Annotated in this window: 25 protein-coding genes and 1 pseudogene; 9 read left to right on the top strand and 17 right to left on the bottom strand. The window is 69.0% G+C overall.

The window, feature by feature from the left end:
- Positions 1 to 138 precede the first annotated feature (138 nt).
- The 7 genes from DID98_RS17745 to DID98_RS17715 are packed head-to-tail and all read right to left on the bottom strand — an operon-like array spanning position 139 to position 6,729.
- A complete protein-coding gene (locus tag DID98_RS17745) occupies positions 139 to 1,356 on the bottom strand; it encodes an MFS transporter (RefSeq protein WP_124571110.1) in 1,218 nt (405 codons plus the stop codon).
- Positions 1,353 to 2,429, bottom strand: coding sequence for an ABC transporter substrate-binding protein (locus DID98_RS17740; RefSeq protein WP_124571109.1), 1,077 nt, complete (start codon positions 2,427 to 2,429; stop codon positions 1,353 to 1,355). The genes DID98_RS17745 and DID98_RS17740 overlap by 4 nt, the downstream gene beginning before the upstream one ends.
- Before the next feature lie 34 nt (positions 2,430 to 2,463).
- Positions 2,464 to 2,874 carry a biopolymer transporter ExbD gene (locus DID98_RS17735; protein ID WP_124487726.1) on the bottom strand — a complete coding sequence of 137 codons (411 nt, stop codon included), beginning with the start codon at positions 2,872 to 2,874 and terminating at the stop codon, positions 2,464 to 2,466.
- Entirely contained in the window at positions 2,874 to 3,590 is a 717-nt protein-coding gene (locus DID98_RS17730) for a MotA/TolQ/ExbB proton channel family protein (protein ID WP_044847302.1), read from the bottom strand. The genes DID98_RS17735 and DID98_RS17730 overlap by 1 nt, the downstream gene beginning before the upstream one ends.
- A gap of 41 nt (positions 3,591 to 3,631) precedes the next feature.
- Positions 3,632 to 4,435 (bottom strand): energy transducer TonB, encoded by an 804-nt coding sequence (locus DID98_RS17725; protein ID WP_124571108.1) that lies wholly within the window; start codon positions 4,433 to 4,435, stop codon positions 3,632 to 3,634.
- Positions 4,436 to 4,468: 33 nt separating this feature from the next.
- Positions 4,469 to 5,515, bottom strand: coding sequence for an ABC transporter substrate-binding protein (locus tag DID98_RS17720; protein ID WP_044847304.1), 1,047 nt, complete (start codon positions 5,513 to 5,515; stop codon positions 4,469 to 4,471).
- 44 nt (positions 5,516 to 5,559) lie between these two features.
- Positions 5,560 to 6,729 (bottom strand): LLM class flavin-dependent oxidoreductase, encoded by a 1,170-nt coding sequence (locus tag DID98_RS17715; protein WP_124487729.1) that lies wholly within the window; start codon positions 6,727 to 6,729, stop codon positions 5,560 to 5,562.
- A 440-nt stretch (positions 6,730 to 7,169) separates the two neighbouring features.
- Here DID98_RS17715 and DID98_RS17710 point away from each other — a divergent pair, with 440 nt between their 5' ends.
- The 4 genes from DID98_RS17710 to DID98_RS17695 are packed head-to-tail and all read left to right on the top strand — an operon-like array spanning position 7,170 to position 11,010.
- The gene (locus tag DID98_RS17710; RefSeq protein ID WP_124487730.1) at positions 7,170 to 8,246 is read left to right on the top strand and encodes an ABC transporter substrate-binding protein; all 1,077 of its coding nucleotides are present in this window, start codon (positions 7,170 to 7,172) and stop codon (positions 8,244 to 8,246) included.
- Between the two features lie 31 nt (positions 8,247 to 8,277).
- Positions 8,278 to 9,384, top strand: a complete 1,107-nt coding sequence (locus tag DID98_RS17705) for a PhnD/SsuA/transferrin family substrate-binding protein (RefSeq protein WP_124571107.1) — start codon at positions 8,278 to 8,280, stop codon at positions 9,382 to 9,384.
- A complete protein-coding gene (locus DID98_RS17700; RefSeq protein WP_124571106.1) occupies positions 9,384 to 10,199 on the top strand; it encodes an ABC transporter permease in 816 nt (271 codons plus the stop codon). Before DID98_RS17705 ends, DID98_RS17700 begins: the two co-directional genes overlap by 1 nt.
- 22 nt (positions 10,200 to 10,221) lie before the next feature.
- Positions 10,222 to 11,010 carry an ABC transporter permease gene (locus DID98_RS17695; protein ID WP_124520405.1) on the top strand — a complete coding sequence of 263 codons (789 nt, stop codon included), beginning with the start codon at positions 10,222 to 10,224 and terminating at the stop codon, positions 11,008 to 11,010.
- Here DID98_RS17695 and DID98_RS17690 read toward each other — a convergent pair.
- Positions 11,001 to 12,137 carry a sigma-54-dependent Fis family transcriptional regulator gene (locus DID98_RS17690; protein ID WP_124571105.1) on the bottom strand — a complete coding sequence of 379 codons (1,137 nt, stop codon included), beginning with the start codon at positions 12,135 to 12,137 and terminating at the stop codon, positions 11,001 to 11,003. The genes DID98_RS17695 and DID98_RS17690 overlap by 10 nt on opposite strands.
- A 120-nt stretch (positions 12,138 to 12,257) precedes the next feature.
- Positions 12,258 to 12,938 (bottom strand): class II aldolase/adducin family protein, encoded by a 681-nt coding sequence (locus DID98_RS17685; protein ID WP_124521943.1) that lies wholly within the window; start codon positions 12,936 to 12,938, stop codon positions 12,258 to 12,260.
- Between the two features lie 436 nt (positions 12,939 to 13,374).
- Between DID98_RS17685 and DID98_RS17680 the strand changes: the two genes are divergently transcribed.
- The 3 genes from DID98_RS17680 to groL all read left to right on the top strand — a co-directional run bounded on the left by DID98_RS17680 (position 13,375) and on the right by groL (position 16,813).
- Positions 13,375 to 14,658, top strand: a complete 1,284-nt coding sequence (locus DID98_RS17680; RefSeq protein WP_124571104.1) for an alpha/beta fold hydrolase — start codon at positions 13,375 to 13,377, stop codon at positions 14,656 to 14,658.
- A gap of 210 nt (positions 14,659 to 14,868) precedes the next feature.
- Positions 14,869 to 15,159: a co-chaperone GroES gene (locus tag DID98_RS17675; protein ID WP_011356207.1), complete on the top strand. Its 291-nt coding sequence runs from the start codon at positions 14,869 to 14,871 to the stop codon at positions 15,157 to 15,159.
- A 13-nt stretch (positions 15,160 to 15,172) separates the two neighbouring features.
- On the top strand, positions 15,173 to 16,813 hold the full coding sequence (gene groL / locus DID98_RS17670) for a chaperonin GroEL (RefSeq protein ID WP_124571103.1): 1,641 nt from the start codon (positions 15,173 to 15,175) through the stop codon (positions 16,811 to 16,813).
- A gap of 109 nt (positions 16,814 to 16,922) precedes the next feature.
- Here groL and DID98_RS17665 read toward each other — a convergent pair whose 3' ends face one another.
- Complete coding sequence (locus DID98_RS17665; protein WP_124571102.1) at positions 16,923 to 18,074, bottom strand: porin; 1,152 nt, start codon at positions 18,072 to 18,074, stop codon at positions 16,923 to 16,925.
- A 259-nt stretch (positions 18,075 to 18,333) separates the two neighbouring features.
- On the opposite strand from DID98_RS17665, the gene DID98_RS17660 reads away from it, so the two are divergent.
- A complete protein-coding gene (locus DID98_RS17660) occupies positions 18,334 to 18,948 on the top strand; it encodes a LysE family translocator (protein ID WP_124571101.1) in 615 nt (204 codons plus the stop codon).
- 93 nt (positions 18,949 to 19,041) lie between these two features.
- Here DID98_RS17660 and DID98_RS17655 read toward each other — a convergent pair whose 3' ends face one another.
- The 7 genes from DID98_RS17655 to DID98_RS17625 all read right to left on the bottom strand — a co-directional run bounded on the left by DID98_RS17655 (position 19,042) and on the right by DID98_RS17625 (position 25,518).
- Positions 19,042 to 21,045: a family 2A encapsulin nanocompartment cargo protein cysteine desulfurase gene (locus tag DID98_RS17655; RefSeq protein WP_124571100.1), complete on the bottom strand. Its 2,004-nt coding sequence runs from the start codon at positions 21,043 to 21,045 to the stop codon at positions 19,042 to 19,044.
- Positions 21,020 to 21,952 carry a family 2A encapsulin nanocompartment shell protein gene (locus tag DID98_RS17650; protein WP_034205507.1) on the bottom strand — a complete coding sequence of 311 codons (933 nt, stop codon included), beginning with the start codon at positions 21,950 to 21,952 and terminating at the stop codon, positions 21,020 to 21,022. Before DID98_RS17650 ends, DID98_RS17655 begins: the two co-directional genes overlap by 26 nt.
- A gap of 135 nt (positions 21,953 to 22,087) precedes the next feature.
- Positions 22,088 to 22,309: a helix-turn-helix domain-containing protein gene (locus DID98_RS17645; RefSeq protein WP_044849007.1), complete on the bottom strand. Its 222-nt coding sequence runs from the start codon at positions 22,307 to 22,309 to the stop codon at positions 22,088 to 22,090.
- Positions 22,306 to 23,265 carry a serine O-acetyltransferase EpsC gene (gene epsC / locus DID98_RS17640; protein WP_044849008.1) on the bottom strand — a complete coding sequence of 320 codons (960 nt, stop codon included), beginning with the start codon at positions 23,263 to 23,265 and terminating at the stop codon, positions 22,306 to 22,308. Before epsC ends, DID98_RS17645 begins: the two co-directional genes overlap by 4 nt.
- 28 nt (positions 23,266 to 23,293) lie before the next feature.
- Positions 23,294 to 23,764 (bottom strand): rhodanese-like domain-containing protein, encoded by a 471-nt coding sequence (locus DID98_RS17635; RefSeq protein ID WP_044849009.1) that lies wholly within the window; start codon positions 23,762 to 23,764, stop codon positions 23,294 to 23,296.
- 525 nt (positions 23,765 to 24,289) lie between these two features.
- On the bottom strand, positions 24,290 to 25,081 hold the full coding sequence (locus tag DID98_RS17630) for an alpha/beta fold hydrolase (RefSeq protein WP_044849026.1): 792 nt from the start codon (positions 25,079 to 25,081) through the stop codon (positions 24,290 to 24,292).
- An 83-nt stretch (positions 25,082 to 25,164) separates the two neighbouring features.
- A complete protein-coding gene (locus DID98_RS17625) occupies positions 25,165 to 25,518 on the bottom strand; it encodes a DUF4148 domain-containing protein (protein WP_124571099.1) in 354 nt (117 codons plus the stop codon).
- Between the two features lie 554 nt (positions 25,519 to 26,072).
- On the opposite strand from DID98_RS17625, the pseudogene DID98_RS35855 reads away from it, so the two are divergent.
- A pseudogene (locus tag DID98_RS35855) lies at positions 26,073 to 26,437 on the top strand (hypothetical protein); the annotation flags it as partial.

Here is a 26,437-nt window from a genome sequence, read left to right as displayed (position 1 = left end):
CTGTATTGCAATTCGGATGCCAGCATCGAGAAGCCCGTCACACGGGGCTGCCGGCACGCGCACGGTGCCGGCGTTGCTGCATACGCATCTGTGGAAGAAAGCAAACTGCTGGTCTCGCAACACCGTCCTCGAAGATCGTCAGGACAGCTTTGCAGGCAGCGGCTGCGCCGCACCGCGACGGCTCCCGGCGAACCGCAGCGCGAACGCCACCAGCACGACCACCGGCAGCCAGCACAGAAACACGGCCTGCAACCCGACGACCGGCACGAGCGCACTGCCGGCCAGCGGGCCGCAGAACGCGCCGGCCATCGACGCGAGGTTGTACAGGCTCGACACCTGGCTCTTGTCGGCCGGGTGGCGGCCCAGATGCTGCATGTTGACGAGATGCAGCAGCGATGACCCGGCGCACAGCGCGGCGAGCCCTGCGCCGACGATCCACGCGTCGCGCGCGAGGCCGAGCGCGAGCAGCCCGGCGATGCCGCCTGCGAGACCGAACGCATGGCAACGGCGCCCGGTCATCCGCTGGGCGACATTGCCGAGCCCGAACAACGCGATCACCGCAACGGCACCCTGCAAGGTGAGCAGCGCGATGGCGCGCGTCTGCGACAGTCCGAGCGACTGAATCGCGAGCACCACCGTATACGTGCCGACGAGCGAGCGTGTCGCGCTGTTCACGGCCTCCAGCACGAGCTGCTCGCGCACGTCGTGGCTCCACGCGAGCGCGAGCAGCGCGCGCAGCGTGCCCGTTTCATGCCGTGCGCGGCGCGGCGGCGGCTCGGCGTCGCCAAGCAGCATCCGGCTGAACAACGCCATGCCCGCGAAGCTCGCCGACGCCGCGCAGAACGTCGCGACCGCGCCGTGCGCGCCGATCAGCCAGCTCGCGAGCCACGGCCCCGCCATGCCGGTTCCGACCGACATGGCCGCGCGATACCAGCCCGCGCGCGCGAGGCCGATCTGCGCGAGACGCGCAAGGAATACGCCGTTGATCGACACGATCCGGAACGGGATGCACAGCCCGATCAGCCCCTGCGTGAGCGCGATCAGCGGCCACGCGCCGGTCAACGGCACGACGAGATTGAGCAGCATCGGCCCCATGCTCGCGGCGAAGTACACGCGCCGCGCGCCGTAGCGCGCGACGAGCAGCCCGGCAGGCAGGGTCATCAGTGCAATGCCGAGGGGCTCCATCGCGGCGATGACGCCGAGCCGCGCGCTGTCGACGCCGAGTGCCAGCGCATACAACGTCGTCGCGAGCTGCGCCATGCTGATCGTCGTGCCGCTCGCGAGCGCGAGCAGCATGAAGCCGCCGGTGAAGCGCTCGCGCCGCCATGCGCCGGCGACGCGTGCCGGCACGCTCACCGCGCGGGGTCGCGAAACGATGCCGCGATGCCGTCGAGCGCACGCCGGTCGATCCACGCGCGCACGTCGAAGTCGGCGGGCAGGAACCGCCAGTCGACCAGGAAACGCTTGAAATCGTCGAGCGCGGCGATCGACGCTTCGTCGAGATCCGTGCGCAGCCGCCGGTGGACGTCGGTACCATACGCAAGCCGCAGCCAGTCGTGGCCCGACCCCGTCTCGCGGCCGAGATAGCCGAGCACTTCCTCTTCGTGCTCGCGCGCCCAGCCTTCGACATCCGTCACGCGCGCCAGGAAGCGGCTGACGATGTCGGGATGGCGCTCGAGCGTCGCTGCGTTGACGGTCAGCGGCCGCGGCGAACCGTTGTTGATGCGGATCTGCGGATCGGGATGAAAGCCGATGTCGACGACCGGCTGCGCGCCGATCAGGTGCGCGGTTTCGAGCCCGAGCGAGCCTTTCACGTAGATCGCATCGACCTCGCCGCGCACCAGCGCGGCCGCTTCGGCTGCATAGAGCCGCCGGCTCGACAGGCTCGCCGGATGGCTGAATGCCGCGTCGCGGGTCGCGGGGGTCGACACCGGCGCGCGCAGGTTCGACGCCGGTACGTCGATCCATTCGACGTCGCCGGGGCCGAGCCCGTCGAGCGACAGCGCACTGACGAAGCCGCGCAGCGCCGCCGCGCGGAAGATGTCGATGCGCTCGCCATCGCGGCGCGGCAGGCCGATGCGGCGCCCGCGCAGGTCTTTCGGCCGCGTCAGGCCGGCTTCCGGCAGCGCGACGATCGCCTGGGCCTCGTCGACCCAGGTCAGCGCGACCACACGTGTGTCGGCGCCGGACGCGCGCGCCCACAGCGCGGGAATGCTGCCGCCCTGCCGGAACGCGTTGTCGAGCGAATGATCGACGTGCGCGTGATGCAGCGCCGCGTGCTGGCTTTCCTGCAATGCGCGTACGGTGATGCCGTCGCCGGCGAATTCGCTGTCGAGCCAGCCGAGATGCGCGGCAATGCCGAGCGGCGTCGGTACCGGACAGCGCGTGTACCAGATCGACTGGACGTTGTGTGAAGCCGTGGTGCTCATGGATGCGTTCGCAAAGGAAGTCTTGAAAGGCGCGTCAGCCGCGCGGCGCGGTGAGCACCGACAGCCGCGTGATGCCCACGTGCTCGATCGCGGCCATCAGCTTCGCGACGGTGCCGTACGGCACGTGCTCGTCGGCCTGCAGGTCGAGCGCGACGTCGGGGCGGCCGGCCTTCAGCGCGGCCAGCTCGGCCGGCACCGTGTCGAGCGCGACCGCGCGCTTGTCGAGATACACGATGCCCTTGGCGTCGACGCTCACGGTGACGTTCGGCTTGCGGTCGGCCGGCGCGGTAGCGACGGTATTCGGGAGATTCACGTGTACCGCGTTGTTGAGCAGCGGCGCGGTGACGATGAAGGCGACGAGCAGCACGAGCATCACGTCGACGAGCGGCGTGATGTTGATTTCGCTGAGCACGTCGTCGTTGTCGGAAGAGGACGAGAAGGCCATTATGCGAACGCCTCCTGGCGGGTGTCGTCGGAACGGCGTGCCGGCGCGGCGGCAGGCGCGGCGGCCGGCACGCGGAAGCCGGCCTTCTGCGCGAGCGTGACGAAGTCGGTCGCGAACGCATCGAGGTCGGCCGACGCGGCCTTCACGCGACGCACGAAGAAGTTGTACGCGAGCACGGCCGGCACGGCGACCGCGATGCCGATCCCGGTAGCGACGAGCGCCTCGCCGATCGGCCCGGCAACGACGTCGATGCTCGCCGACGCGCTGTGCGTGATCGCGGTCAGCGCATGGATGATGCCGAACACGGTGCCGAACAGGCCGACGAACGGCGCGGTGCTGCCGATCGACGCGAGCACCGCGAGCCCCGCTTCCTCGCGTCGGCGCGCATTGTGGATCTGCTGGCGCAGATGGCGTTCGAGCAGGTCGTGGCGGCTCCAGCTGTGTTCCAGATCGTGCGCGCTGCTCTCGTCGGCACGCCGCAGCGCGTCGAAGCCCGTCGCGGCGAGTTCGCCGACCGGGCTGTTCGCCCCGTCGAGCGCGGCCGCGTCGTGGAAGCTGTTCGCCGCCCAGAATGCACTGACGTAACGCCGGTTGCGCGCGCTCGACCGCAGGCTCTGGATCGCCTTGACGACGATCAGCGTCCACGTGACGACGGAGAAGACGACGAGCAGCCAGAGCGCGCCCTGGACGATGAAGGTGGTCGGGATACCGGTCATGATGTGAGTTCCTTGGAAAATGTGGCGAGCCGCCCGGCGGGTCAGCCCAGCTTGAAATCGATCGGCACGTTGACCCAGCCGTCGACCGCTTCGTCGCCGCGCTTCGCGGGCACGAACGTCCAGCGCTTCACGGCGGCCACCGCCGCGTTGTCGAGCACGCGGCGGCCGCTGCTCGTGCGGACCTCGACGGAATCTGGCGTGCCGTTCGCGAGCACGTGCACGCGCAGCACGACGCGCCCTTCCCAGCCCTGGTCCTGCGCGAACGCCGGATAGTCGGGTGCCGGGTTGCGCAGGTATGCCGCGTCGCCGATCGGCGCGGATTCGCGCACGGGTGCGGCCGGCGCGGCGGAGACGGGCGCCGGGTTCGGGATGGCAGGCGCTGCGGCGACCTGTGCCGGTGCAGCAGTCGATGCGTCGCGCGCCACCGCGGGCACGACAGCCGGAGCGGCCGCCTGATGTGCAACGGCCGCACGCGGCTTCGGCGGGGTCGGCGCCTGCTTCAACGGCTTCGGCGTCACGACCGGCGGCGGCGGATGTGCGGCCTGCGGCAACGGTTCGGGCGGCCGCGTCAACTCGACCGTCATCGGCAGCGGCCTCGGCGGTTGCACGTGCGGCTCGGCGGGCGCACGCGCCGCCAATAGCGCGATGCCCGCGTGCAGCGCCGCGACGGCGAGCGCAATCGCGCCCGCGCCGCGCCAGCCGCCCGGCTGCGCTGGCCGCACATCCTTGCGCGCAGGCGGCACCGCCGGCGGCAGCCGTATCGCAGGCACCGCAACCGCGGCGGCCGTGCGCGCCGCGTGCCGGCGCGCCGGCGGCACGCCGTATTCGATCAGCAATCCTGTCATATTCGGCTCCTTGCAATGACGCGCCGCGGCGCACTACGCGACCCACGCATGGCGATGCCGGTCGATCTGCGTGAACGGCGCCGGATCGATCCATGCGCGCGCATCGAAATCGCGTTCGAGAAAGCCCCATTCGACGAGGAAATCCTTGAAGGCGACCAGTCCGTCGATCGACGTCGGCGCGAGCCCCGTTTCCAGATGCCGGTGCACGTCCGCGCCGTACGCGTAGCGCACCCACTCGTCGGACGCGCGCGTTTCGCGGCCGATATAGGCGACCGTCTCCGCCGGATGGCGCGCGGCCCAGTCGCCCGCGCCGACCACGACCGACAGGAAGCGGCTCACGAGATCGGGGCGCGCATCGATCAATGCGCGATCGACGGTCAGCGTACGCGGCGTTCCGTTGCCGATCCGCACCAGCGGATCGGGGTGCGCGCCGAGATCGATGACGACCTGCGCGTCGATCAGGTGCACGGTTTCGAGCCCTTCGACACCTTTCACGAACACCGCGTCGACCTCGCCGCGCACGAGTGCCGCGATCTCGAGCCCGTACTCGTGCGGGCCGCGCGTGAACGACGCGGGCCCGGTGCGGCGCTCGTGCGTGTCGGGCAGGTCGACCCATTCGGCGTCGCCGTGGCCGAGCCCTTCCAGTTCGAGCGCGCTCAGGAACCCCTTCAACGCGGCCGCGCGCCAGAAGTCGATGCTGATCGGATGGCGCGGCAACCCGAGCCGCCGGCCGCGCAGATCGCGCGCGGTGCGGATGCCGCGCTCGGGCAGCGTGACGATCGCCTGGAATTCGTTGGTCCACGACAGGCCGATCACGCGCGTATCGGCGCCGCGAGCCCGCGCCCACAGCGCGGGAATGTTGCCGCCCTGCCGGAACGAGTGCGGCAGGCTGTGATCGAAATGCGATTCGCGCTTGTCGGCGTCGGCCGTCTCCTGCAGCGAGTGCAGCGCGATGCCGTCCGGCCCGAACTCCTCGTCGAACCAGCCGCGATGCACGGCGATGCCGAGCGCGGTCGGCACCGGGCAGCGCGTGTACCAGAGTGCGTCGCAAGCCGTGGCCTGCGCAGCGAGTGTCGTCATGGTGAGTGTCCTTGTCGTTTGAATGTGCAGGCCCACCGCCGCGCTCAGGCGCCGGCCACGCGCAGCGCCGCCTGCGTGCCGCGTGCGTTCAGCGCGCCGTCGACGAGCGGCAGCACTTCCTCGCCCACGCGGTACGCCTCTTCCAGATGCGGGTTGCTCGCGAGGATGAACGTCGAGACGCCGATGTCGACGTATTCCGCCAGCCGCTCGGCTACCTGCTCGTGGCTGCCGACGATCACGCAACCGGGGCCGCCGCGGATCTGCGACATCCCGGCCCACAGGTTCGGGCCGACGATCAGGTCGTCGAAGTGCTGCGTGTTGCCCTGGTGCAGCGCGAACTGACGTTTCGCGCCGACCGATTCCGACTCGCCGCGCCCGCCGAAGCCGTTGTGCGTCGACGCACTCACGGTCGCGAACATCTGCCGCAGCTCGGCCCACGCCTGCTCCTCGGTCTCGCGCGCCAGGATGTCGATGCGCATGCCGAAGCGCAGGTCGCGCTCGGCGTTCTGGCGGTCGAGCGCGCGGCGCGCCGCATCGATCACCTCCTTCTGCTTCGCGAGCGGCTCGCCCCAGCTCAGGTGCACGTCGCCGTGCTTCGCGGCGACCGCGAGCGCGGCATCGCTCGCGCCGGCCAGATAGATCCGCGGTGGTGTCTGGCCGCTCAGCGGCGGCAGCAGCCCGCCGGCTTCGACGCGATAGAAGCGGCCGTCGAACGTGAACGGCGCGCCGGCCGCGACGCCCTTCACGACGTCGAGAAATTCGTCGGTGCGCGCATAGCGGCTGTCGTGATCGATGAAGTCGCCGTACGCGCGCTGGTCGGGACCGCCGCCGCCCGTGACGACGTTCCACTCGACGCGGCCGCGGCTGATCCGCTGCAGGCTCGCGGCCATCTGCGCCGCATAGACGGGATGCACGAAATGCGGCTGCAGCGCGATCAGCAGTCGCAGCCGGCGCGTCTCGCGCGCCAGCGCGGCCGCGACGACCCACGGCTCCTCGGTAAAGCGGAAGATCGGAATCAGCGCGCCGTGAAAGCCGACGATATCGGCCGCACGCGCGACTTGCGACAGGTAGTCGATGTAGCCGAAATCGTCGTCGTCGACTTTGGGCGCAACGCGCGCTGCGCGCTGGCGGTTCCACTCGCCGCGCGTATGCAGGTCGTGTGCGCGCCGGCCGTCGCCGTGCATCGGCAGGCGCCACAGAAATTCAACAGCCATCGGGATTCTCCTTGTCGGCCCGTTCGGATTGCGTGCGGCACCGACGTGCCGCGCGTATGCAGCGCTGTTAAGCACGCGGTGTGCCAACGCGCTCGCTCGCCGACCTGCGAAGCGACCGACGAGCGCGCGCGACGCCTTGCGGGCCGGGCGTCGGCGGCAAACGGCAGGAACGCGCCCGAGGTTGCCGGCATCGCGAACACGAGCCGGCGCGGTGCTGCTGCACCGGCCGCACCGGTGCTGCATGCGCAACAGCGCTCGATGCGACTGTTGCTCACGCAACAGGCGATGCGCGGGCCGACGCGCCACGCATCGCGCGCGATGCCCGCTGCGCTTGCCGCACGGCCGTTTCCGTTCACTGGCCCGGAACTTGCAACGTGGAACGGCCCGCGCGTGCGACACCGCGCCTCGACCACGCTTACCCAGACAGGGGAATCTCACACATGACAGACAGGCCCGATTCGTCATCGGACAAGCAGCAGACGTTCTGGTACGCCCGATCGCCGGTACCGACGCCGCTCGGCATCGCCGTGCATCTCGGCTGGCTCAACGGCGAGACGTCGGCCGACGGCGTCGCGATCCGCTCGCCGCGCGGCGCCACGCGGCACGACGTGTCGTCGATCAGCGACCACACGCTCGCGCAGTCGTTTCGCCAGGGCGGCAGCATCCCCGCGATGTGGGCGCGCTCGAACGACGCGAATACGCGCGTGATCGGGTTGTCGTGGGTCGACGAATCGCAGCTGATCCTCGCGCGCCCCGAGTCGGGCATCCGCTCCGTGAAGGCGTTGCGCGGGCGCCGGATCGCGATTCCGAGCCGCCCCGACGATCGCATCGACATCTTTCGCGCGTCGGCGCTGCGCGGCTTCGTCAATGCGCTGAGCCTCGACGGATTGACCACGCGCGACGTCGAACTCGTCGACGTGCGCGCACGCACGCTGCAGGCCGTCGGGCCGGCGCGCGCGGCGAACCTGTTCGTGTCGCCGCAAGGCTTCTCGAGCCGCGCGCTCTATGCGGCCGAAGCCGGCGCGCTGCTGCGCGGCGAAGTCGACGCGATCTACGTGAAAGGCTCGACGGGCCTCGAGATCGCGCAACTGATCGGCGCGCACGTCGTGATCGACATCGGCTTCCATCCGGAGCGCTCGATCCGCAACAACAACGGCACGCCGCGCCCGCTGACCGTCAATGCGGACGTGCTCGCGAACCATCCGGACATCGTCGCCGGCTTCCTGAAGCTCGTGGTCGCCGCCGGCGAATGGGCGAGCGCGCATCCCGACGAAACCGCGCACTACGTGGCCGGCGAAACCGCGTCGTCGATCGACTGGGTGCGCGCCGCGTACGGCAACCAGCTGCACCGCCATCTCGGCGTCAATCTCGACGACGAATCGATCGCCGCGCTCGACGAGTTCAAGACGTTCCTGCATGCCCACGGCTTTCTGGAAGCGGACTTCGATGTCGCCGACTGGATCGACCCGCGCCCGCTCGCCGACGTGCTGCGGCCGTCGCTGCAGAAGCGCGCATGAGCCCCTTTACCGTTCACTGTCCGGGACCATCATGAAACACACGCTCTCCCTCGCTTCGCTGCGCCGCCCGCTACGCGCGCTGCTCGCCGCGCTGCCGCTGGCCGCGGCGGCGCTCGCGGCACCGGTCGCGCATGCGGAAGACGCCCCCAAGGTCGTGCGCATCGCCGTCGTCGCGTATTCGAGCGGCGGCAAGACGCAATACGCGGGCGCCTCCGCACTGATCGACGCCGACAAGTCGCTTGAAAAAGCGCTGGCGGCACGGCACGTGAAGCTGCAATGGGTGCCCGTGTCGACCGCGGCGGTCGGCACGCTCGTCAACGAGGCATTCACGAACGGCAGCATCGATTTCGCCGGCTACGGCGATTTGCCGTCGGTCGTCGTCAACGCATCGGGCACGCACACGCGCCTGATCGTGCCCGGCGGCGTCGGCAGCAACACGTATCTCGTCGTACCGGCCGGCTCGACCGCGAAATCGATCGTCGACCTCAAGGGCAAGCGCATCGCGCTCAACCGCGGCCGGCCGTGGGAAGTCACGTTCGGCAAGCTGCTCGCCGAGAACGGGCTGAAGCTGTCCGACTTCAAGATCTACAACCTCGATCCGCAGGCCGGCGCGGCGGCCGTCGCGGCCGGCCGCGTCGACGGCTTGTTCACGCTGTCCGACGCGTATTCGCTCGTCGACAAGCAGGTCGGCAAGATCATCTGGTCGACCAAGACCGCGCCCGACGACTGGAAGATGCGCGCGGAACTGTGGGCGTCCGACGATTTCGTGCGGCGCTACCCCGACATCACGCAGCTCGTCGCGACGGCCTACGTCCGTGCCGCGCACTGGATCTCGCAGCCGCAGAACCGCGACGCGTACGTGAAGATCCTGAGCGCGTCCGGCCAGCCGGAAAGCATCGTCCGCCGCGAATACGCGGACGAAGCGACGCCGTGGAAGGAGCAATGGACGCCGCTCTTCACGCCGGCGCTGACCGGCCACTATCGCGACGTGATCGCATACAGCCGCCAGGTCGGCCTGACTTCCGTGCCGGTCGACGTGAACGCGCTGCTCGCGCCGACCTTCGTGTCGACCGCGCTCAAGCAGCTCGGCCTCGACGGCTACTGGCGCGCCGACGCCGCGCGCGTCGCGAGCCGCTGATGCCGATGCGCGCCCTCGCGCCGAACGGCTTGCGCGCCATCCGCCTGCCCGGCATCGCGCGGCTCGGCGAACATGCGCTGTGGTGGATCACGCCCGTCGCGTTCGCCGCGCTGTGGTGGCTCGCGAGCGCGCAGCGCTGGTTTCCGCCGCAGCTCGTCGTGCCGCCCGAGCGCCTCGCGGCGACGCTGCGCACGCTGCTCGACACCGGCGAGCTGCGCGACAATCTGCTGATCACGCTGCATCGCCTCGCGCTCGGCTTCGCGATCGGCGCGACGGGCGGCGCCGCGTTCGGCATCCTGCTCGCGCGCAGCCGACTGTTCTCCGACTATCTGCGGCCGACGTTCGACCTGCTGCGGCAGGTGCCGACGCTCACGCTGATTCCGCTGCTGATCCTGCTGATCGGCGTCGAAGAACCGCTGAAGCTCGTCGTGGTCGGCAAGGCCGTGTTCTTCCCGGTTGCGCTGGCCGCATACACGGGCGTGCACGACGCGCCGCGCGATCTCGTCGAGATGGCGCGCCACTACGGGCTCGGCCGCTTCGCGCTGCTGCGCGACGTGCTGCTGCCGGCCGCGCTGCCGCCGCTGCTGACCGGCGTGCGAATCGCGCTGGCGCGCGCGTGGCTCGCGCTCGTTGCGGTCGAACTGCTCAGCGCCGACAGCGGGATCGGCCAGATGATGGAACTTGCCCGGCAGATGCTGCGGCTCGACGTGGTGCTCGTCGACGTCGCGGCGATCGGGCTGATCGGCTTCGCGCTCGACCGATCGATCGCGCTCGTGCAGCGCTACGCATTGCGCTGGCAGACGCCCACACGCTGACCCTGACTGGATACGCTTCGGCATGACCTTCGCTACCCGCGCTTTCTCGTTCGCCCCGCTGCGCCGCCGCGCGCGCGGCTTCGTCGTGCCGGCCCTGCTGGTTGCCGCATGGCAATACGCGTCGTCCGGCGACGCGGCTCATCAATACGCGTTCGTGCCGTTGCAGCAGGTCGGCGCCGCGCTGCTCGAACTCGCACGCAGCGGTGAACTCGCGACCGATCTCGGCGCGAGCCTGCGCCGCACGACGCTCGGGCTCGGAGTCGGCGTCGCGTTCGGGCTCGTGTTCGGTGCGTCGATGGCGCGTTCGCCGCTCGCGCGCAAGCTCGCCGAGCCGGCCTTCCAGGCACTGCGCTACGTGCCGCTGCTCGGACTGATTCCGCTGCTGAGCCTGTGGGCCGGCACCGGCGAATTCGCGAAGGTGTTCATCATCGCGCTCGCCGCGTTCTACCCGATGACCACCGCCAGCTTCGACGGGCTGCGCCGCGTCGATCCGCGCTACGTCGAACTCGCGCGGTCGTATCGCCTGAGCCGGATCGGCTTGTGGCGCGACGTGCTGATTCCGGGCGCATTGCCCGACCTGTTCGCGGGCGTGCTGCAGGCCGTGCCGTTCGCGTGGATCACCGCGACCAGCAGCGAGCTGCTGTTCAACACAGGGGCCGGCGTCGGCAGCCTGATGCAGAACGCGCAGGCCGGTGCGCGCGCCGACGTGCTACTGGTGTGCGTGCTGGGCGTGACGGCGCTGGCCGTCGGGATGAGCGCGGTATGCGAGCGGGTCGCACAGCGCGCGCTGCGCTGGCGCGATCACGCCTGACGGCGCAGCCGCGCGTCGGCGTCGCCCGCGTCGCCCGCTCCACCCGCATCGCGCGGCTTCAGGATGCCGAGCTGCGCGAGCCGTGCGCGTACGATGTTGCGCGATTGATCGAGCAGGCGCGACATGCGCAGCTGGTTGTGCTCGCTGTAGTCGAACACGCTGCGGTAGACGGTGTCCTCGATGTGCTGCCACAGCGCCGGCGTGCCGAGATCCAGCAATTCGACCACCGCGTGGCGCAGCGCCTCGGTCGCTTCCGCCACATCGCGTGCGCGGCGCGGCGGCGCGGCTGTTGCGCCGTGCGCGTCGGCTGTATCCGGCGCAAGCGACAGCGCGGAGAACTGCAGGTCGCCGACGTCGATCGCGCCGCCCGCGCAGATCAGCACCGCGTGGTGGATCACGTTCTCCAGTTCGCGGATGTTGCCGGGCCACGCGTGCGCGTGCAGCCGGGCGCGCGCGGCGTCGGTCAGCGTCGGCGCGCTCACGCGCAGCCGCTTCGCGTAGGTGTCGATGAAATGTTCGATCAGCGGCGCGATGTCGCCGGGCCGCTCACGCAGCGGCAGCAGGCTCAGCTTCACGACGTTGAGCCGGTAGTACAGGTCCTCGCGGAAATTGCCGGCGCGCACCGCGGCTTCGAGATTCACGTTGGTGGCCGCGACGAGCCGCACGTCGATCTTCACGGTCTTGCGCGAGCCGACCGGCGTCACCTCGCGCTCCTGCAGCACGCGCAGCAGCTTGACCTGCGCGGACAGCGGCAGGTCGCCCACTTCATCGAGAAACAGCGTGCCGCGATTCGCGGATTCGAACCAGCCTGGCTGGCTGTTGATCGCGCCGGTGAACGCGCCGCGTTCGTGGCCGAACAGCTCGCTTTCGATCAGCGTCTCGGAGAACGCACCGCAGTTGACCGCGACGAACGGGCCGTCGCGGCGCTCGCTCAACGCGTGCACGAGGCGCGCGATCAGCTCCTTGCCGGTGCCGCTCTCGCCGGTGACGAGCACCGTCGCATCGCTCGGCGCGACGAGCTGGATGCGTTCGAGCAGCACCCGCGATTTGGGATCGTCGAACGTCAGTGCCTTCGCACGGATCGTGATCGCATGCGAAGTCGGGTCCGGCAAGCTGAAGATGGCCATGGCACGACCGGCGTGTTGAACGGGAGAGGTTCGACGATAGCAAGGCGCGCGCCGGCCAGGAACCAATTCATCGAGCTATCGGTATGACGGCGGCCGGATTGCGCCGCCCGCGGCGCGGCGTCACGCGAGACCGGTCATCTTCCATTGCTGCTCGAGCGCACCCGGGCCGAATTCGAGCGAGCCGCCGAGCGGTTCCGCGAGCGCCTGGAAATACGCGGCTTCCTCGAGGATCAGGATGTACTTCGACACGTCGAGAATCGACTTGCCCCAGAACGTCGCGCCGCCGTTCGCCTCGATGATCGCCGGGACTTCGGGGTCGCGCCGGATCGTGTCGACGATGAAGCGCGGTTCGCCGGGACGGCGATCGACGTAGACCGGAATCTCGCGGGCCCTCGTGTAGCGCGCGGCCGGCGCATAGCGGATCGGCAGCGGACGATGCGCGCTCGCCCACGCGCCGAGGTACGGGCCGTGCACGTGAATCACGACGTCGACTTCCGCTACCTCGCGGAATACGCCCGCATAACGCGGCCCGTTGGCGCCCGCGCGCGCATCGCCGTGCAGCACGTCGCCGTCGAGCGTCACGACGACCGGCTGGATCTCCTGAGACGCCGCCCACGGGCTCGGCGCCGACAGCGCAACGACGAGTTCCGTGCCCGGCACGCGTTGGAACGCCTGGAACGTGTTGGTGGCGGACAGCGTGCGCGTTTCCTTCAGCACGCGCGCGGCCTGCGCGAATTCGCGCGCGGCGCGCTCGACGAATGCCACGAGTTCGCCGCTGTCGATGGCTTGGGTGACGGACATGAGTACGGTTTCCTTGATCGGGTGGACGGATGGGCTCGCGTCGCAACGCCGCGACGCACGGCAACCGGATCAGCAGCAATCGTGCCAGCCGGGCACGCGAGCGTCGCATGCGTGCGCCACCGCGCGGGCGTGCCATGTGCGCGCCGTGGACGAACCGCGCGGCGCGATACGTGTGTCGGCATCTGTTGCGGGAGCAACAACCGGCGAGCCCGGATTGCTGCGCGAGACGCAGCCGGCGCCTGCGCGCGCCGCACGCCGCGCGCGGGCGTTTCCCCGTCGTGCCGCACGCCGCGCGTGCCGCGCCCGCGCTGCACTCGCGCTGCACTCGCGCTGCGCCCGCGCTGCGCCCGCGCTGGTTCAAAACTTGCGTCGTGGTCGGCCCGCGCCGGGCACTGCCCGGCGCGTCCGATCCGATCTCACCGACCTCCATCCGACCATGACGCTCCTCCCCCTGCGCGGCTTCGCTGCGCGCACGCTGCTGGTTTCGGCGCTCGCCGTGCCGTCCCTCGTTTCGCATGCGGCTTCGCCCGGCCGCGTTCCCGCGCCCGATCCGTTGCAGGGCGACGGTCGCGTATCCGCGTTCTACACGTGGGACCTCGACGTTCCGGCGACGCCCGGCGTGCTGCTGCGCACCGAAGCACTGCCCGCGACGCTCGGGCTCGCGAGCGCCGGACGGCAACTGCGCATCCTGTATGCGTCGACCGACGGCGTCGGCGGCCGCGCGCCGATCGCCGTATCGGGCGCGCTGTTCCTGCCGCGCGGTACGCCGCCGGCCGGCGGCTGGCCGATCGTCGCGTGGGCACACGGCACATTCGGGATGGCCGACATCTGCGCGCCGTCGTGGTTCGGCCGCTCGTATCGCGACGTGCGCTACCTGAACGCATGGCTTCAACAAGGCTTCGCGGTCGTCGCGACCGACTATCAGGGGCTCGGCACACCGGGCCCAAATCCGCAGCTCAACAACCGCTCGAACAGCTACACGCTGCTCGACAGCGTGCGTGCGGTGCTGGGCGGCGTGCCGGGCCTCGCGAACGAAGTCGTGCTCGTGGGCCAGTCGCAGGGCGGCTCGGCCGTATTCGCGGCGGCCGGCTACGCACCCGTCTATGCACCGGAGCTCGCGATCCGCGCGACCGTCGCGACCGGGACGATCTACAACGCGTCGCGCGCCACGCTCGCGTCGCTCCCGAAGTTCGAAACCGCATACCGGCGCGATCCCGAGCGCGTCGATCCTACGCTCGCGTATCAGTTCTACTCGGTGCTGTCCGCGCAGCAGATCGACCCGTCGCTGCGCGCGGACGAAGTGCTGACCGACACCGCGCTGCCGATCCTCGAACAGGCGCGCATCGGTTGCCTGGCGTCGCTCGAGGACGATGCGGCGCTCGCGCACCTCACCCACGCGAACGCCGTGAAGCCGGGCGGCGATGCGCGTCTGAAGGCGTGGTGGGACGAATACCTGAAATATCCGACGCTGAAGATCGCCACGCCCGTCTTCATCGGCGCGGGCGCGGACGACGGGCTCGCACCGCTCGAGCTCGCGCTTGCGAAGGATGCGTGCGCGGCGGGGACGACGGTCGAGGCGCACCTGTATGCGGGCCGCGAACACAACGGCACCGTCAACGCATCGCTTGCCGACTCGATTCCGTTCGTGAAGCGCGTGCTCGCCGGCGCGACGATCCGCCCGGTTTGCACGCCGGCCGCGCAGCAGGCCGACGCTCAATAGCCGGCAGCACATGCTTTGCATGACGGCGCGAATGCTTTCCCGGAATCGACGCATGGGCTGCATCGTCGCGGCAGGCGCGTCCATAGCGCCTGCACGCAAATGCATTTCGGAATCCGTTATTGGATCGCGCCGCCACGCGTTTTTATACTCGTCAGCACTCTCTGCTAAAGAGTGCCAGCCAATTTCGACACAACAGAACAGGACGGACAGATGAGCCTACGCCCCTTGCACGACCGGGTCATCGTGAAACGACTCGACCAGGAAACCACCACCGCCTCGGGCATCGTGATCCCCGACAGCGCCGCGGAAAAGCCCGACCAGGGCGAAGTGATTGCCGTCGGCCCCGGCCGCAAGGACGCGGACGGCCAGCGCATCGTGCCCGACCTGCAGGTCGGCGAACGCGTGCTGTTCGGCAAGTACGCGGGCCAGGCGGTCAAGGTGGACGGCAATGAATTCCTCGTGCTGCGCGAGGAAGACATCGTCGCGGTCGTCAATCAATAACGGAGTACAAATCATGGCAGCGAAGGAAATCATTTTCAGCGACGTCGCACGTTCGAAGCTGACCGAAGGCGTCAACATTCTCGCGAACGCGGTGAAGGTCACGCTCGGGCCGAAGGGCCGCAACGTCGTGCTCGAACGCAGCTTCGGCGCGCCCGTCGTCACCAAGGATGGCGTGTCGGTCGCGAAGGAAATCGAACTCGCGGACAAGCTGCAGAACATCGGCGCGCAGCTCGTGAAGGAAGTCGCGTCGCGCACCAGCGACGCCGCCGGCGACGGCACGACGACGGCCACCGTGCTCGCGCAGGCGATCGTGCGTGAAGGCCAGAAATACGTCGCGGCCGGGCTCAACCCGCTCGACCTGAAGCGCGGCATCGACAAGGCGGTGGCAGCGGCCGTCGACGAGCTGAAGAAGATCAGCAAGCCGACCACCACCAGCAAGGAAATCGCGCAGGTCGCGACGATCTCCGCGAACGGCGAGGAATCGATCGGCCAGCGCATCGCCGAGGCGATCGACCGCGTCGGCAAGGAAGGCGTGATCACCGTCGAGGACGGCAAGTCGCTCGCCGACGAGCTCGACGTCGTCGAAGGGCTGCAGTTCGACCGCGGCTACCTGTCGCCGTACTTCATCAACAACGCCGACAAGCAGATCGCCGAAATCGAGAACCCGTACATCCTGCTGCACGACAAGAAGATCTCGAACATCCGCGACCTGCTGCCGGTGCTGGAGCAGGTCGCGAAGTCGGGCCGGCCGCTGCTGATCATCGCAGAAGACGTCGAAGGCGAAGCACTCGCGACGCTCGTCGTGAACAACATCCGCGGCATCCTGAAGACGGTCGCGGTCAAGGCGCCGGGCTTCGGCGATCGCCGCAAGGCGCTGCTGGAAGACATCGCGATCCTGACCGGCGGCCAGGTCGTCGCCGAGGAAACGGGCCTCACGCTCGAGAAGGCGACGCTCGCCGAACTCGGCCAGGCCAAGCGCATCGAGGTCGGCAAGGAAAACACGACCGTGATCGACGGCGCGGGCGACGCGAAGAACATCGAGGCCCGCGTGAAGCAGATCCGCGTGCAGATCGAGGAAGCGACCTCCGACTACGATCGTGAAAAGCTGCAGGAACGCGTGGCCAAGCTCGCGGGCGGCGTCGCGGTGATCAAGGTCGGCGGCGCGACCGAGATCGAAGTGAAGGAGAAGAAGGACCGCGTCGACGACGCGCTGCACGCGACGCGCGCGGCCGTCGAGGAAGGCATCGTGCCGGGCGGCGGCGTCGCGCTGATCCGCGTGCGGCAGGCGATCCGCGCACTCAAGGGCGCGAACGCCGACCAGGACGCGGGCGTCAAGATCGTGCTGCGCGCGCTCGAGGAACCGCTGCGCCAGATCGTCACGAACGCGGGCGAGGAAGCGAGCGTGGTCGTCGCGAAGGTCGCGGAAGGCACGGGCAACTTCGGCTACAACGCGCAGACGGGCGAATACGGCGACCTCGTCGAGTCGGGCGTGCTCGATCCGACCAAGGTCACGCGCACGGCGCTGCAGAACGCGGCATCGGTCGCGGGGCTGCTGCTGACGACCGACGCGACCGTGTTCGAAGCGCCGAAGGATGCGGCGCCGGCCGCGGTGCCGGGCGGGCCGGGTGCGGGCGGGCCCGGGTTCGATTTCTGACATCGCTGTGCGCGGCCGCCCGAACCGGGCAACCGCGTTTCGATCCACGACGCGTGGCGGCACCGGTCGCCACGCGTTTTTTCATGCGTGACCGCCGCGCGCGCCGTCGTCAGAACATCTGGCGCAGGCCGATCGCGGCCCCGACGTTGTTGGTCCTGCCGATCTGGTCGACCTTGCCGGTGAGCCGGTTGGTGGCGCCCGGATAGTCGGCCGCGAACGCGCCGTTGCCGCGCGCGAAATCGACCGTGCCGTATACCTCGGTGTGCTTCGACAGCGCATATTCGGCCAGCACGGTCGCCGAGTAGTTGATCCCGGAGCCGAGCGTGCCGTCGAGCCGCTCCGCATTGCGCGCGTGGCCGTAATAGCCGGCCACCGTGATCAGCAGCGGCGCGGTAGCCTGCCAGTTCGCGCCGACGTAGAACGTATCGTCGATACGATTCGGGCTGCCGCCACCGAGCGTGGGCGCGCCGGCCTGCTGCATGTTGAAGTCGGTCGTGCCCGTCTTGTCCTGCCCGTGCAGCCAGCCGGCCAGCAGGCGCACGGACGGCGTGACCTGGTACGCACCGCTCACGTGCAGGAAGTTCACCTTCGCGCCGTTGACCGCGCTGCCGTTCACGGACGACACCGAGGTCTGCTGGAAGCCGGCGTTGATCGACGCGGGCCCTTGCGCGTAGGTCAGCTCGACACCGTACGTGCTGTCGAGACCCATTGCACCGGCATGATTGCCGAACCCGTAGATCGCATCGACGCTGAAGCCGTTGGTCGAGAACTTGTACTTCACCGAGTTCGGCACCGTCAGGTAGTTGCCGATGCCGTTGTACGCCCAGCTGTCCTGCCAGTAGTCGCCGACGGTCATCGGGTCGAACACGTCGCCCATCGTGTCGTACAGCGGCGCGTACTGGTTGCCGAAGGTCAGCGAGCCGTACCGGTCGCTCGCCAGGCCGACGTACGCCTGCCGGCTGAACAGCGTGTTCGCGACGTGCAGCCTGCCGTCGCCGAGCTCGAAGCCGTTCTCGAGACGGAAGATCGCCGCGAGGCCGCCGCCGAGATCCTCGCTGCCGCGCAAGCCCCAGCGGCTGTGCGTTTCCGGGCCGACCGTCATGCCGACCAGGTCCCGGCCGTCGGGGCCGGCGTTCGTCTGATAGCGGATCGCCGTATCGACGAGGCCATACAACGTGACGGAACTCTGCGCAAAGGCGGGTGATGCCGCTGCTACGGCGAACACCGCGCCGACACCACCGGATACGACGATGCGGTTCATGAAAGGCCTCCCTGAGCGATTGATTTTGTAAGCAGTCCGACAGCATTTGCGGCTGGCGGACGGTACTGCGCTCGGGAGAATAATCGGTCATATTCGCGACACCTATTGCCGATTCCGGATTGCACCTTTCCAACGCGCTCAACAATGGCGGCGGCGTGCGGCGCACGCCCGCCGGCCGGTGCCGAAACGACCGCGCGGCGCCATCGACGGCACGCCGGGGTAAGATGAACGCTCCTTCCGCCGCTTCGCCGCCCGCGCCATGTCGACCACCATCAACACCCTGCTGCCGCTCGCCGGCGTCCTGCTGCTCAGCGTGGCCAGCCCCGGCCCGAACTTCGTGATCGTCACGTCCACCGCGCTCGCGCAGCGCCGCGCCGGCGTGATGACCGGGCTCGGCCTCGCCGCCGCATCGGGCACCTGGGCCGCGATCGCGATTGCCGGCCTCGGCCTGCTCGTGACCCACGTCGACTGGGTGCACACCGCGCTGCGACTGGCAGGCGCCACGTACCTGATCTGGCTCGGCCTGAAGATGGTGCTGAGCGCACGCAAGCCGCTCGCCGTGTCCGCGCCGCCCGCGTCCTCCGGCTGGCAGGCCGTGAAGAAGGGCTACGTGGTCAGCATGACGAACCCGAAATCCGTCGCGTTCTACGGCAGCATCTTCGCGTTGATGGTGCCGGCGCATACGCCGGTGTGGCTCGATCTCACGGTCGTCGTGCTGTCGATCGGGATTTCGGGCGCATGGTACTGCGCGATGGCGCTGCTCGCATCGCATCCGTCGGTGCGCCGGCTGCTGATCCGGCGCAAGGCCGTGCTCGACACGACGGCCGGGCTGCTGCTGATGGGGCTCGGCGGGCGCATGCTGGCCGGGCGCTGAGCACCGTCGCGCTCCGGCATCGCCACGAAAAAAGGCCGCTTGCGACGCCCCGTTGCCGGGAGCCGCAAGCGGCCTTTCCGCATGCCGCGCGCCTCAGCGCCGTGCCGCCAGCCTTCTCACGACGCTCACGAGCGCATCGACCTCATCGCACGTGTTGTAGAACGCCAGCGACGGCCGCACCGTCGCCTCGAGCCCGAAGCGCCGCAGGATCGGCTGCGCGCAGTGATGCCCGGAGCGCACCGCGATGCCCTCTTCGTTCAGCGCCTGCCCGACTTCCTCGGTCTCATAGCCCTTCAGCACGAACGACAGCACGCTCGCCTTGTCGCGCGCGGTGCCGACGAGCCGCACGCCCGGCACCGGCGCGAGCACGCTCGTCGCATACGCGAGCAGGTCGTGCTCGTAACGCGCGATGTTCTCGATGCCGACGCGGCTCACGTAGTCGAGCGCCGCGCCGAGCCCCACCGCATCCGCGATGTTGCCGGTGCCGGCCTCGAAGCGGTTCGGCGGCGGCTGGAACACCGTGCGCTCGAACGTCACGTCCGCGATCATGTTGCCGCCGCCCTGCCAGGGCGGCATGTCGTCGAGGATCGCGCGCTTGCCGTACACGACGCCGATGCCGGTCGGCCCGTAGATCTTGTGCCCGGAGAACACGAAGAAATCCGCATCGAGCGCCTGCACGTCGACGCGCATGTGCGAGATCGACTGCGCGCCGTCGACCAGCGCCTTCGCGCCCGCGCGATGCGCGAGATCGACGATCTCCTTCACCGGCACGACCGTGCCGAGCGCATTCGACACCTGCGTGACGGACACGATCCTGGTGCGGTCGTTGAGCAGCTTCCGGTATTCGTCGAGCAGCACCTGCCCCGAATCGTCGACCGGAATCACGCGCAGCTTCGCGCCCTTGAGCGCGGCAAGCTGCTGCCACGGCACGATGTTCGCGTGATGCTCGAGGTTCGACACGATGATCTCGTCGCCTTCGCCGACGTTCTGCACGCCCCACGACTTCGCGATCAGGTTGATCGCCTCGGTGGTGCCGCGCACGAACACGATCTCGTCCGGCGACGACGCGCCGATGAAGCGCTGCACCGTTTCCCGCGCATGCTCGTACGCATCCGTCGCACGGCCGGCCAATGCATGTGCCGCGCGGTGAATGTTCGAGTTCTCGTGCGCATAGAAATACGCGAGTCGGTCGATCACGGCCTGCGGCTTGTGCGTCGTCGCCGCGTTGTCGAACCAGACGAGCTGCTTGCCGTTCACGCGCTCCTGCAGGATCGGGAAATCGCGGCGGATCGCGTTCACGTCGAACGGCGGGTGTGCGCCGCGATACAACTGGCCTTGCGGCTCGGCCGCACGCGTATCGTCGATGAAGTAACGCGGCACCTCGCCGCCCGATGCGCGCGACACCGGCACGTCGCGCTGCACGGCGAGCAGTTCGCGCAGCGCATCGTCCCCCGGCAGCCCGAACGCTTCCGGCGACGCGAGGCCGTTCGACGGCACGACGATGTCCTGCGGCGTCGCCTGCCAGCCCTGCCGCGAGCCGTCGGTGAAGTAAAACGGCGGCGCGGCCTGCACCGCACCCTCCGACACCGCCGCCTGCGCCTGCGGCACGCCGAGCGCCGCTCCGCCGACGCGCGGCTCGAACGCGGGCGCGATCGACACCGCGTTGTCGGGCAGCCCGTTCTGCGCGGCCGCGTGCGGCGCGAGCGCGGGCACGCGATTGCCGAGCGACAGCACGTGCGTCGGCGCGGACGGCGCGAGGTTCGTGCCGGGCGCCTTGCCTTGCGGCAGCGCGAGGCCCGGCACGCCGGTGCCCGTGCCGCCCGGCCCCGCGAGCGGCGAGCCGCCCGGCGCCGGATTGCTCACCGACGCGAGGATCGGCGCGGCAGCCGGCAGCGCCGACGGCACGCCGCCGACCGCCCCGCTGCCCGCCGACAGCCCGGGCGCGGTGGCCTGCCCGGGCGGCGTCGCGAAGAACTCGGACGCGAGCCGCGCGAGCGCCGCCGGATCGGGCAGGCCGGCCGGCAGCGGCGCGTGCGGCAACGCGAGCGCGTCGCTGCCGGCCGAGCCGGGATTAACGGTAGGTGTCGGGATAGTCATGGTACTTGGCGATTTCGACGTCATCGAGGACAGCCAGCGCATCCGGCGAATGGACCGCGAGCGAGCAGTACAGCGAGATCAGGTACGACGCGATCGCCTGGTTGTTGATCCCCATGAAGCGCACCGACAGGCCCGGCCCCTGCTCGCCCGCGACGCCCGGCTGATAGAGGCCGACCACGCCCTGGCGCTTGTCGCCGACGCGCAGCAGCAGGATCTTGGTCTTGCCGTCCGCGACCGGCACCTTGTCCGACGGGATCAGCGGAATGCCGCGCCACGTGAGGAACTGCGAGCCAAACAGGCTGACCGTCGGCGGCGGCACGCCGCGCCGCGTGCATTCGCGACCGAACGCGGCAATCGCGAGCGGGTGCGTGAGGAAGAACGCCGGTTCCTTCCATACCTTGGTCAGCAGTTCGTCGAGGTCGTCCGGCGTCGGCGCGCCCGTCAGCGGGAAAATCCGCTGTTCGTCGGTCACGTTCGCGAGCAGCCCGTAGTCCGGGTTGTTGATCAGCTGGCTTTCCTGCAGTTCCTTGATCGTCTCGATCGTCAGGCGCAGCTGTTCCTTGATCTGGTCATGAGGACTGCTATAGAGATCGGAGATCCGCGTATGCACGTCGAGCACCGTGCTCACCGCGTTCAGGAAATACTCGCGCGGCTGTTCCTCGTACGGCACGAAGGTCTGCGGCAGCACGCTTTCGTCCTCGAGCTGCGTGCACGCGGCGCGCACGGCTTCCGGGTTCTTCACCTGGTTCAGGCGGTAGATGCCGGCCTCGACCGGCACCCACTGCAGCAGATGGGTCAGCCAGCGCGGCGTAATCGTGGAAAGCTGCGGGACGGTCTTGGTAGCGTTCGCTAGTTGGCGGGCGGCGTGATCGCTCAGCGCGGCCGTGCCGCTTGCAACGGTCGACATGTGTGGCTCCGGGTTCTTAAGATGAAAAACGGGATTGCTTATGACGCTGCGTGATTATCGGAAGCACGCACCTGCCGGCTCAACATGCTATAGCCGTCACGCGGCACCACCGAATGGGAAAGGAAGCGGAATGCGTCAGGCGACGGACACGCCGGGCAACAGCGTCGAGATCGACACGTCGAACGCGCGCGCGATCTTGTCGGCGGTGACGATCGAGGCAATCGCCTCGCCGCGCTCGATCTCGCCGACGTACGAACGGTTCAGCCCCGCGTGTTCGGCGAGCTGCTCCTGCGACCACGTGCGCGCCTCGCGCAGCTTGCGCACGTTGGCGCCGAAGTGCTGGATCAGGTCGCTCATGTCGTCACCTGTGCGTCGGGCACCGGCTCGGCCGGCTCGCTCCGCGCGCGCGGCGCGGCATTCGCCTCGCTGCGCAGCACGGCCTGCGTGATGTTCGCGCCCGCCGGCACGTCCTGCGTGAGCCACACGTTGCCGCCGATCACCGCGCCGCGGCCGATCGTCACGCGCCCGAGGATCGTTGCGCCCGCATAGATCACCACGTCGTCCTCGACGATCGGGTGGCGCGCGAGCCCCTTCTCCAGATGACCGGCCGCATCGCGCGGGAAGCGCTTCGCGCCGAGCGTGACCGCCTGGTACACGCGCACGCGCTCGCCGATGATCGCGGTCTCGCCGATCACGACACCCGTGCCGTGGTCGATGAAGAAGCCGCCGCCGATCCGCGCGCCCGGGTGAATGTCGATGCCGGTTTCCGCATGCGCCTGCTCGGCGATGATCCGCGCGAGCAGCGGCAGCCCGAGCCGGTACAGCTCGTGCGCGAGCCGGTGGTGGATCATCGCGAGAATGCCGGGATAGCACAGCAGCACTTCGTCGACGCTGCCCGCCGCCGGATCGCCGTGGAACGCGGCCAGCACGTCGCTGTCGAGCAGCCGGCGGATGTCGGGCAGGCGTGCCGCGAAGGCCTGCACGGCGGTGGCGGCCGCTTCGTCGATCTGCGCGTCGGCGTTGCGTTGCCGCGCCGCGTAGCGCAGCTCGAGCGTCACCTGCGCAAGCAGCGCGTTCAGCGCCGCGTCGAGCGCGTGGGCCACATAGAAGTTCTCGCTCTCCTGCCGCAGGTCGGGCGGCCCGAGCCGCATCGGGAACAGCACGCCCTTGAGCGCGCCGATGATCTGTGCGAGCGCCTCGCGCGCCGGCAGGTCGCGCCCGCCCGGTTCGAGCGAGCGCCGCTGCTTCTCGCGCCACGCGCGGCGCACGGTCTGGAGCGACTGAACGATGTCGTCGATATCGAATGCGGCCATGCTGACTTCTCCCCGTAACGGCCGTGACTCAGTCCTGCGCCCACGGCAGGCCGCGATGGCGCCAGCCGTTGCTGCCGCCGCGATGCTGCTGTTCATCGAGGTCGCCCTCGAACCCTTCGAGCACGTTGAATACCTGCGTGAAGCCGCCTTTGGCCGCGGCCTCGGCTGCCTGCGCGGAGCGGTTGCCGCTGCGGCAGAGCAACAGCACGACCGCGTCCTTGCCGGTCTTCGCTTCCAGTTCGCGCACGAAGCGCGGGTTGCGCGTCAGGCTCGTGCCGGTCGCCCACGGCACGTGCAGCGACTCCGGCACGTGGCCGACGAATTTCCGTTCTTCCGCGGTGCGCACGTCGACCAGCAACGCGTCGCCGGCGGAAAAGAGCGCCCACGCGGCTTCCGGCGCCACGCCGCCCGCGTACGGCGTGCCCGCCGCTGCGGCCGCCGCGCGGGCGTCTTCGAGCGCCTGCTGGGCGGCGGTTCGTTCTTCCAATGCAAACGTCATCACGCTTCCTTGTTCTCGCAGATTCGTATGATCAAACATGCCGGGAATGCGGCCGGTGCAGCTTGCGTGCTGTCTATAGCCGTCAGCCCCACTATGCGAGCGCGCTTGGGGAAGCAGAACCAATAAAAATTCATTTCCTAATCAGCAGCGCGTGAAATGCAATAGCAGACGCGCGCAATTGGGGCGGATTCGTGCGGAGGACGGGGAGCGACGGCCGTTCGATGTCGCGCATAGAAGGTTTTTGAAAGGATCGGCGGCGGCGAAGCCGGGAACGATGCCGCATGCGACGCGCGCCGCACGTCGTGATGAATCCGCAATGGAATCGTGCGCCGGGTCGAACGGCGCACGCTTCATTGAATCGGCGAACGGCAGGCGGCCGGCGCGGTGCATCGCCGACGCACCACGCCCGTCACCACATCAGCGGCCCGGATCGTCGCCGCGGGCAATCGCGCGATCCACCTCGTCGGCCTGCCGGCGCACGTCGTCGGGACGATGCGCGACCACCGCGTTGATCGCCGGGTTCACTCACTGCGCATCCTGCTTCGCACGTTCCGCGGCCGCGATGATCGCGTCGGCCACGGCCTTCGGCTGGCTCAGCATCGCGACGTGGCTGCCGTTCACACGCGTGACCGTCGCGCCGATCCGCTTCGCCATCGCCTCCTGCAGCTTCGGATCGATCATCCGGTCCTGCGTCGCGACGACGAACGACGACGGCTTCGCATGCCACGCGGCCTGCGCGACCTTCTCCGAAATGCAGCCACCGTACCACGGCCCCTGCGTCGCCGCGACGACGCGCTGCTGCGCGGGCGGCAGGTCCGGCGCGAAATCCTGTGCGATCGCCTTGTCCGACAGCGTCGCGAAACCGCCCGCATCGTTGCGCAACTCGCCGGCCCACGACGGTGCCGGCAGCCCCTGCGTGACGTCGGCGATCGACTGGCCGTTGTCCGGCGCGAACGCGGCGACGTAGACGAGCGACTTCACCTTGTCGTCGTTGCCCGCATCGCTGATCACGACACCGGCCCACGAATGGCCGACCAGCACGACGGGCCCCTTCTGCTCATCGATCGCGCGCTTCGTCGCGGCGGCGTCGGCGGCGAGCGAGCTCAGCGGGTTCTGCACCGATACGACATGCAGGCCGCGCGCTTCGAGCAGCGGAATCACGCGGTTCCAGCTCGACCCGTCGGCGAACGCGCCGTGCACCAGCACGACGTTCGTGCCCTTCAGGTCTTCCTTGGGTGCCGCCTGCGCCGAGACCGCACCGAACAGCCCGCCGAGCACCGCCGCGGACACCAGAACCCGTTTCGTCAAACCGACCATCGTCATGCTCCTTTTCATCGTGTTGTGCATCTGAAGTGTTTCCGATGCGGCCGCGCCGCTCGTCTCCCGGGCGCGGCCGCGGATCACGAGTGCGCGTACAGATCGTCAGCGTCCGTGCGCGCGTTCCGTGCGGCGCGCTGGTCGGCCGCGGCGTAGCGGGAGGCCGGCGCCGACGCGGCAGCCACGTTGTCGTCCTGCGACTTCGACGGGCCATTCTGGTCGGAGCGCGCGACCTGCTGCGCTGCGATAACGTTCTGTGCGGCGGCGATATCGTCCGGGTAACGCGCGTCGCTGCCGGCCGGGTTGTAGCCGGCCTGCTCGAGCCGGACGAGGTCGGCGCGCACATCGGCGCGCGTGAGGCCGTGGCCGGCATCGGCGAACGACAAGGCGGGGATCGAAGCGAGTACGGCAACTGCGAGGATTCGAGCGGCTTTCATGAGATTTCTCCTGGAAGGAAGGTGGGGTATCGATCACTCGGCATCCGGTGCGAACGCTTGGCACCGAACGTTTTCTGCGTGTCGACAGTAGAACCCGCTCACGTATCCGGGATGTTTCCAAAACTCGCCTTCAGTGCAATCCGATGTTTCCGGAGCCTCGATAGATACAGTGCGATACAAATTCGCCAGCATCGCCACGTACATACGGACGATAGCGATTCGAGCGCTTCCAGGTACGGACGCGATGTCATGCGCAGCTGTGTCGTGAGGCCGATTCGCCGGATGGTCGCCTGTCGGACGACAGCGAATCGCAAGGCCACGCTCTACGTCAGCAGCGAAGCCATGCGACCGATTCGGGCCTGAAACACATTCTGACAATCCGCGTCCGTTATCACGGGCTCCGCGCGGAGTTTTCGGGCGGCCGCGTCTTTCATGCGCGCCGATTCAGTATGCTCGCCGCCTGATCACGTTTCCCTCTTGCTTCGGACACTTATCTTTTCATTCCGTGTCGGTCCGATGGCGGTGGAACGCATCACGCATGTTGAGGAGTCTGGATGACCGATTCAATTTTCGATCCTCGATCGGAAGCGAAAACGCGCAATGACGAACCCGTCTCGCACGCGGCCGCGCCGGACGCGCCCGCATCTCGGCCGGCACCGCCGCCGATCGTCGTCGGCCGCGTCGAAGGCGTGACGATGTTTGCGAAGAACACGCCGCTCATCTGTCTCAAGCAGATGCCCTTGCCCGGTATCGTGATCTTCGTTCATGGGGTGAACTCGGAGGGCGAATGGTTCGAGGCGTCGGAGGAAGGGCTGTGCAAAGGCCTGAACCGCAGGCTCGGGCGTCTGGACGATCAGATGATGTATCACGGTATCGATGCGGGGCAATTGACGCCCGCGAAGTACACGGAGAGTGTGAC

This window comes from Burkholderia sp. Bp8984, assembly GCF_003853755.1.
In the GTDB taxonomy this organism is placed as follows: domain Bacteria; phylum Pseudomonadota; class Gammaproteobacteria; order Burkholderiales; family Burkholderiaceae; genus Burkholderia.
This window is presented reverse-complemented; position numbering and strand designations above follow the sequence as displayed.

Bases quoted from the DNA above. Each gene is read 5' to 3' on its own strand.
- DID98_RS17660 (WP_124571101.1), top strand. From the start codon at position 18,334: ATGTCGACCACCATCAACACCCTGCTGCCGCTCGCCGGCGTCCTGCTG.
- DID98_RS17680 (WP_124571104.1), top strand. From the start codon at position 13,375: ATGACGCTCCTCCCCCTGCGCGGCTTCGCTGCGCGCACGCTGCTGGTT.
- DID98_RS17730 (WP_044847302.1), bottom strand. From the start codon at position 3,590: ATGACCGGTATCCCGACCACCTTCATCGTCCAGGGCGCGCTCTGGCTG.
- DID98_RS17625 (WP_124571099.1), bottom strand. From the start codon at position 25,518: ATGAAAGCCGCTCGAATCCTCGCAGTTGCCGTACTCGCTTCGATCCCC.
- DID98_RS17725 (WP_124571108.1), bottom strand. From the start codon at position 4,435: ATGACAGGATTGCTGATCGAATACGGCGTGCCGCCGGCGCGCCGGCAC.
- DID98_RS17700 (WP_124571106.1), top strand. From the start codon at position 9,384: ATGCCGATGCGCGCCCTCGCGCCGAACGGCTTGCGCGCCATCCGCCTG.
- DID98_RS17685 (WP_124521943.1), bottom strand. From the start codon at position 12,938: ATGTCCGTCACCCAAGCCATCGACAGCGGCGAACTCGTGGCATTCGTC.
- DID98_RS17715 (WP_124487729.1), bottom strand. From the start codon at position 6,729: ATGGCTGTTGAATTTCTGTGGCGCCTGCCGATGCACGGCGACGGCCGG.
- epsC (WP_044849008.1), bottom strand. From the start codon at position 23,265: ATGGCCGCATTCGATATCGACGACATCGTTCAGTCGCTCCAGACCGTG.
- DID98_RS17720 (WP_044847304.1), bottom strand. From the start codon at position 5,515: ATGACGACACTCGCTGCGCAGGCCACGGCTTGCGACGCACTCTGGTAC.
- DID98_RS17630 (WP_044849026.1), bottom strand. From the start codon at position 25,081: ATGGTCGGTTTGACGAAACGGGTTCTGGTGTCCGCGGCGGTGCTCGGC.
- DID98_RS17665 (WP_124571102.1), bottom strand. From the start codon at position 18,074: ATGAACCGCATCGTCGTATCCGGTGGTGTCGGCGCGGTGTTCGCCGTA.
- DID98_RS17740 (WP_124571109.1), bottom strand. From the start codon at position 2,429: ATGAGCACCACGGCTTCACACAACGTCCAGTCGATCTGGTACACGCGC.
- DID98_RS17735 (WP_124487726.1), bottom strand. From the start codon at position 2,874: ATGGCCTTCTCGTCCTCTTCCGACAACGACGACGTGCTCAGCGAAATC.
- DID98_RS17635 (WP_044849009.1), bottom strand. From the start codon at position 23,764: ATGACGTTTGCATTGGAAGAACGAACCGCCGCCCAGCAGGCGCTCGAA.
- DID98_RS17655 (WP_124571100.1), bottom strand. From the start codon at position 21,045: ATGACTATCCCGACACCTACCGTTAATCCCGGCTCGGCCGGCAGCGAC.
- DID98_RS17675 (WP_011356207.1), top strand. From the start codon at position 14,869: ATGAGCCTACGCCCCTTGCACGACCGGGTCATCGTGAAACGACTCGAC.
- groL (WP_124571103.1), top strand. From the start codon at position 15,173: ATGGCAGCGAAGGAAATCATTTTCAGCGACGTCGCACGTTCGAAGCTG.
- DID98_RS17705 (WP_124571107.1), top strand. From the start codon at position 8,278: ATGAAACACACGCTCTCCCTCGCTTCGCTGCGCCGCCCGCTACGCGCG.
- DID98_RS17690 (WP_124571105.1), bottom strand. From the start codon at position 12,137: ATGGCCATCTTCAGCTTGCCGGACCCGACTTCGCATGCGATCACGATC.
- DID98_RS17695 (WP_124520405.1), top strand. From the start codon at position 10,222: ATGACCTTCGCTACCCGCGCTTTCTCGTTCGCCCCGCTGCGCCGCCGC.
- DID98_RS17650 (WP_034205507.1), bottom strand. From the start codon at position 21,952: ATGTCGACCGTTGCAAGCGGCACGGCCGCGCTGAGCGATCACGCCGCC.
- DID98_RS17710 (WP_124487730.1), top strand. From the start codon at position 7,170: ATGACAGACAGGCCCGATTCGTCATCGGACAAGCAGCAGACGTTCTGG.
- DID98_RS17645 (WP_044849007.1), bottom strand. From the start codon at position 22,309: ATGAGCGACCTGATCCAGCACTTCGGCGCCAACGTGCGCAAGCTGCGC.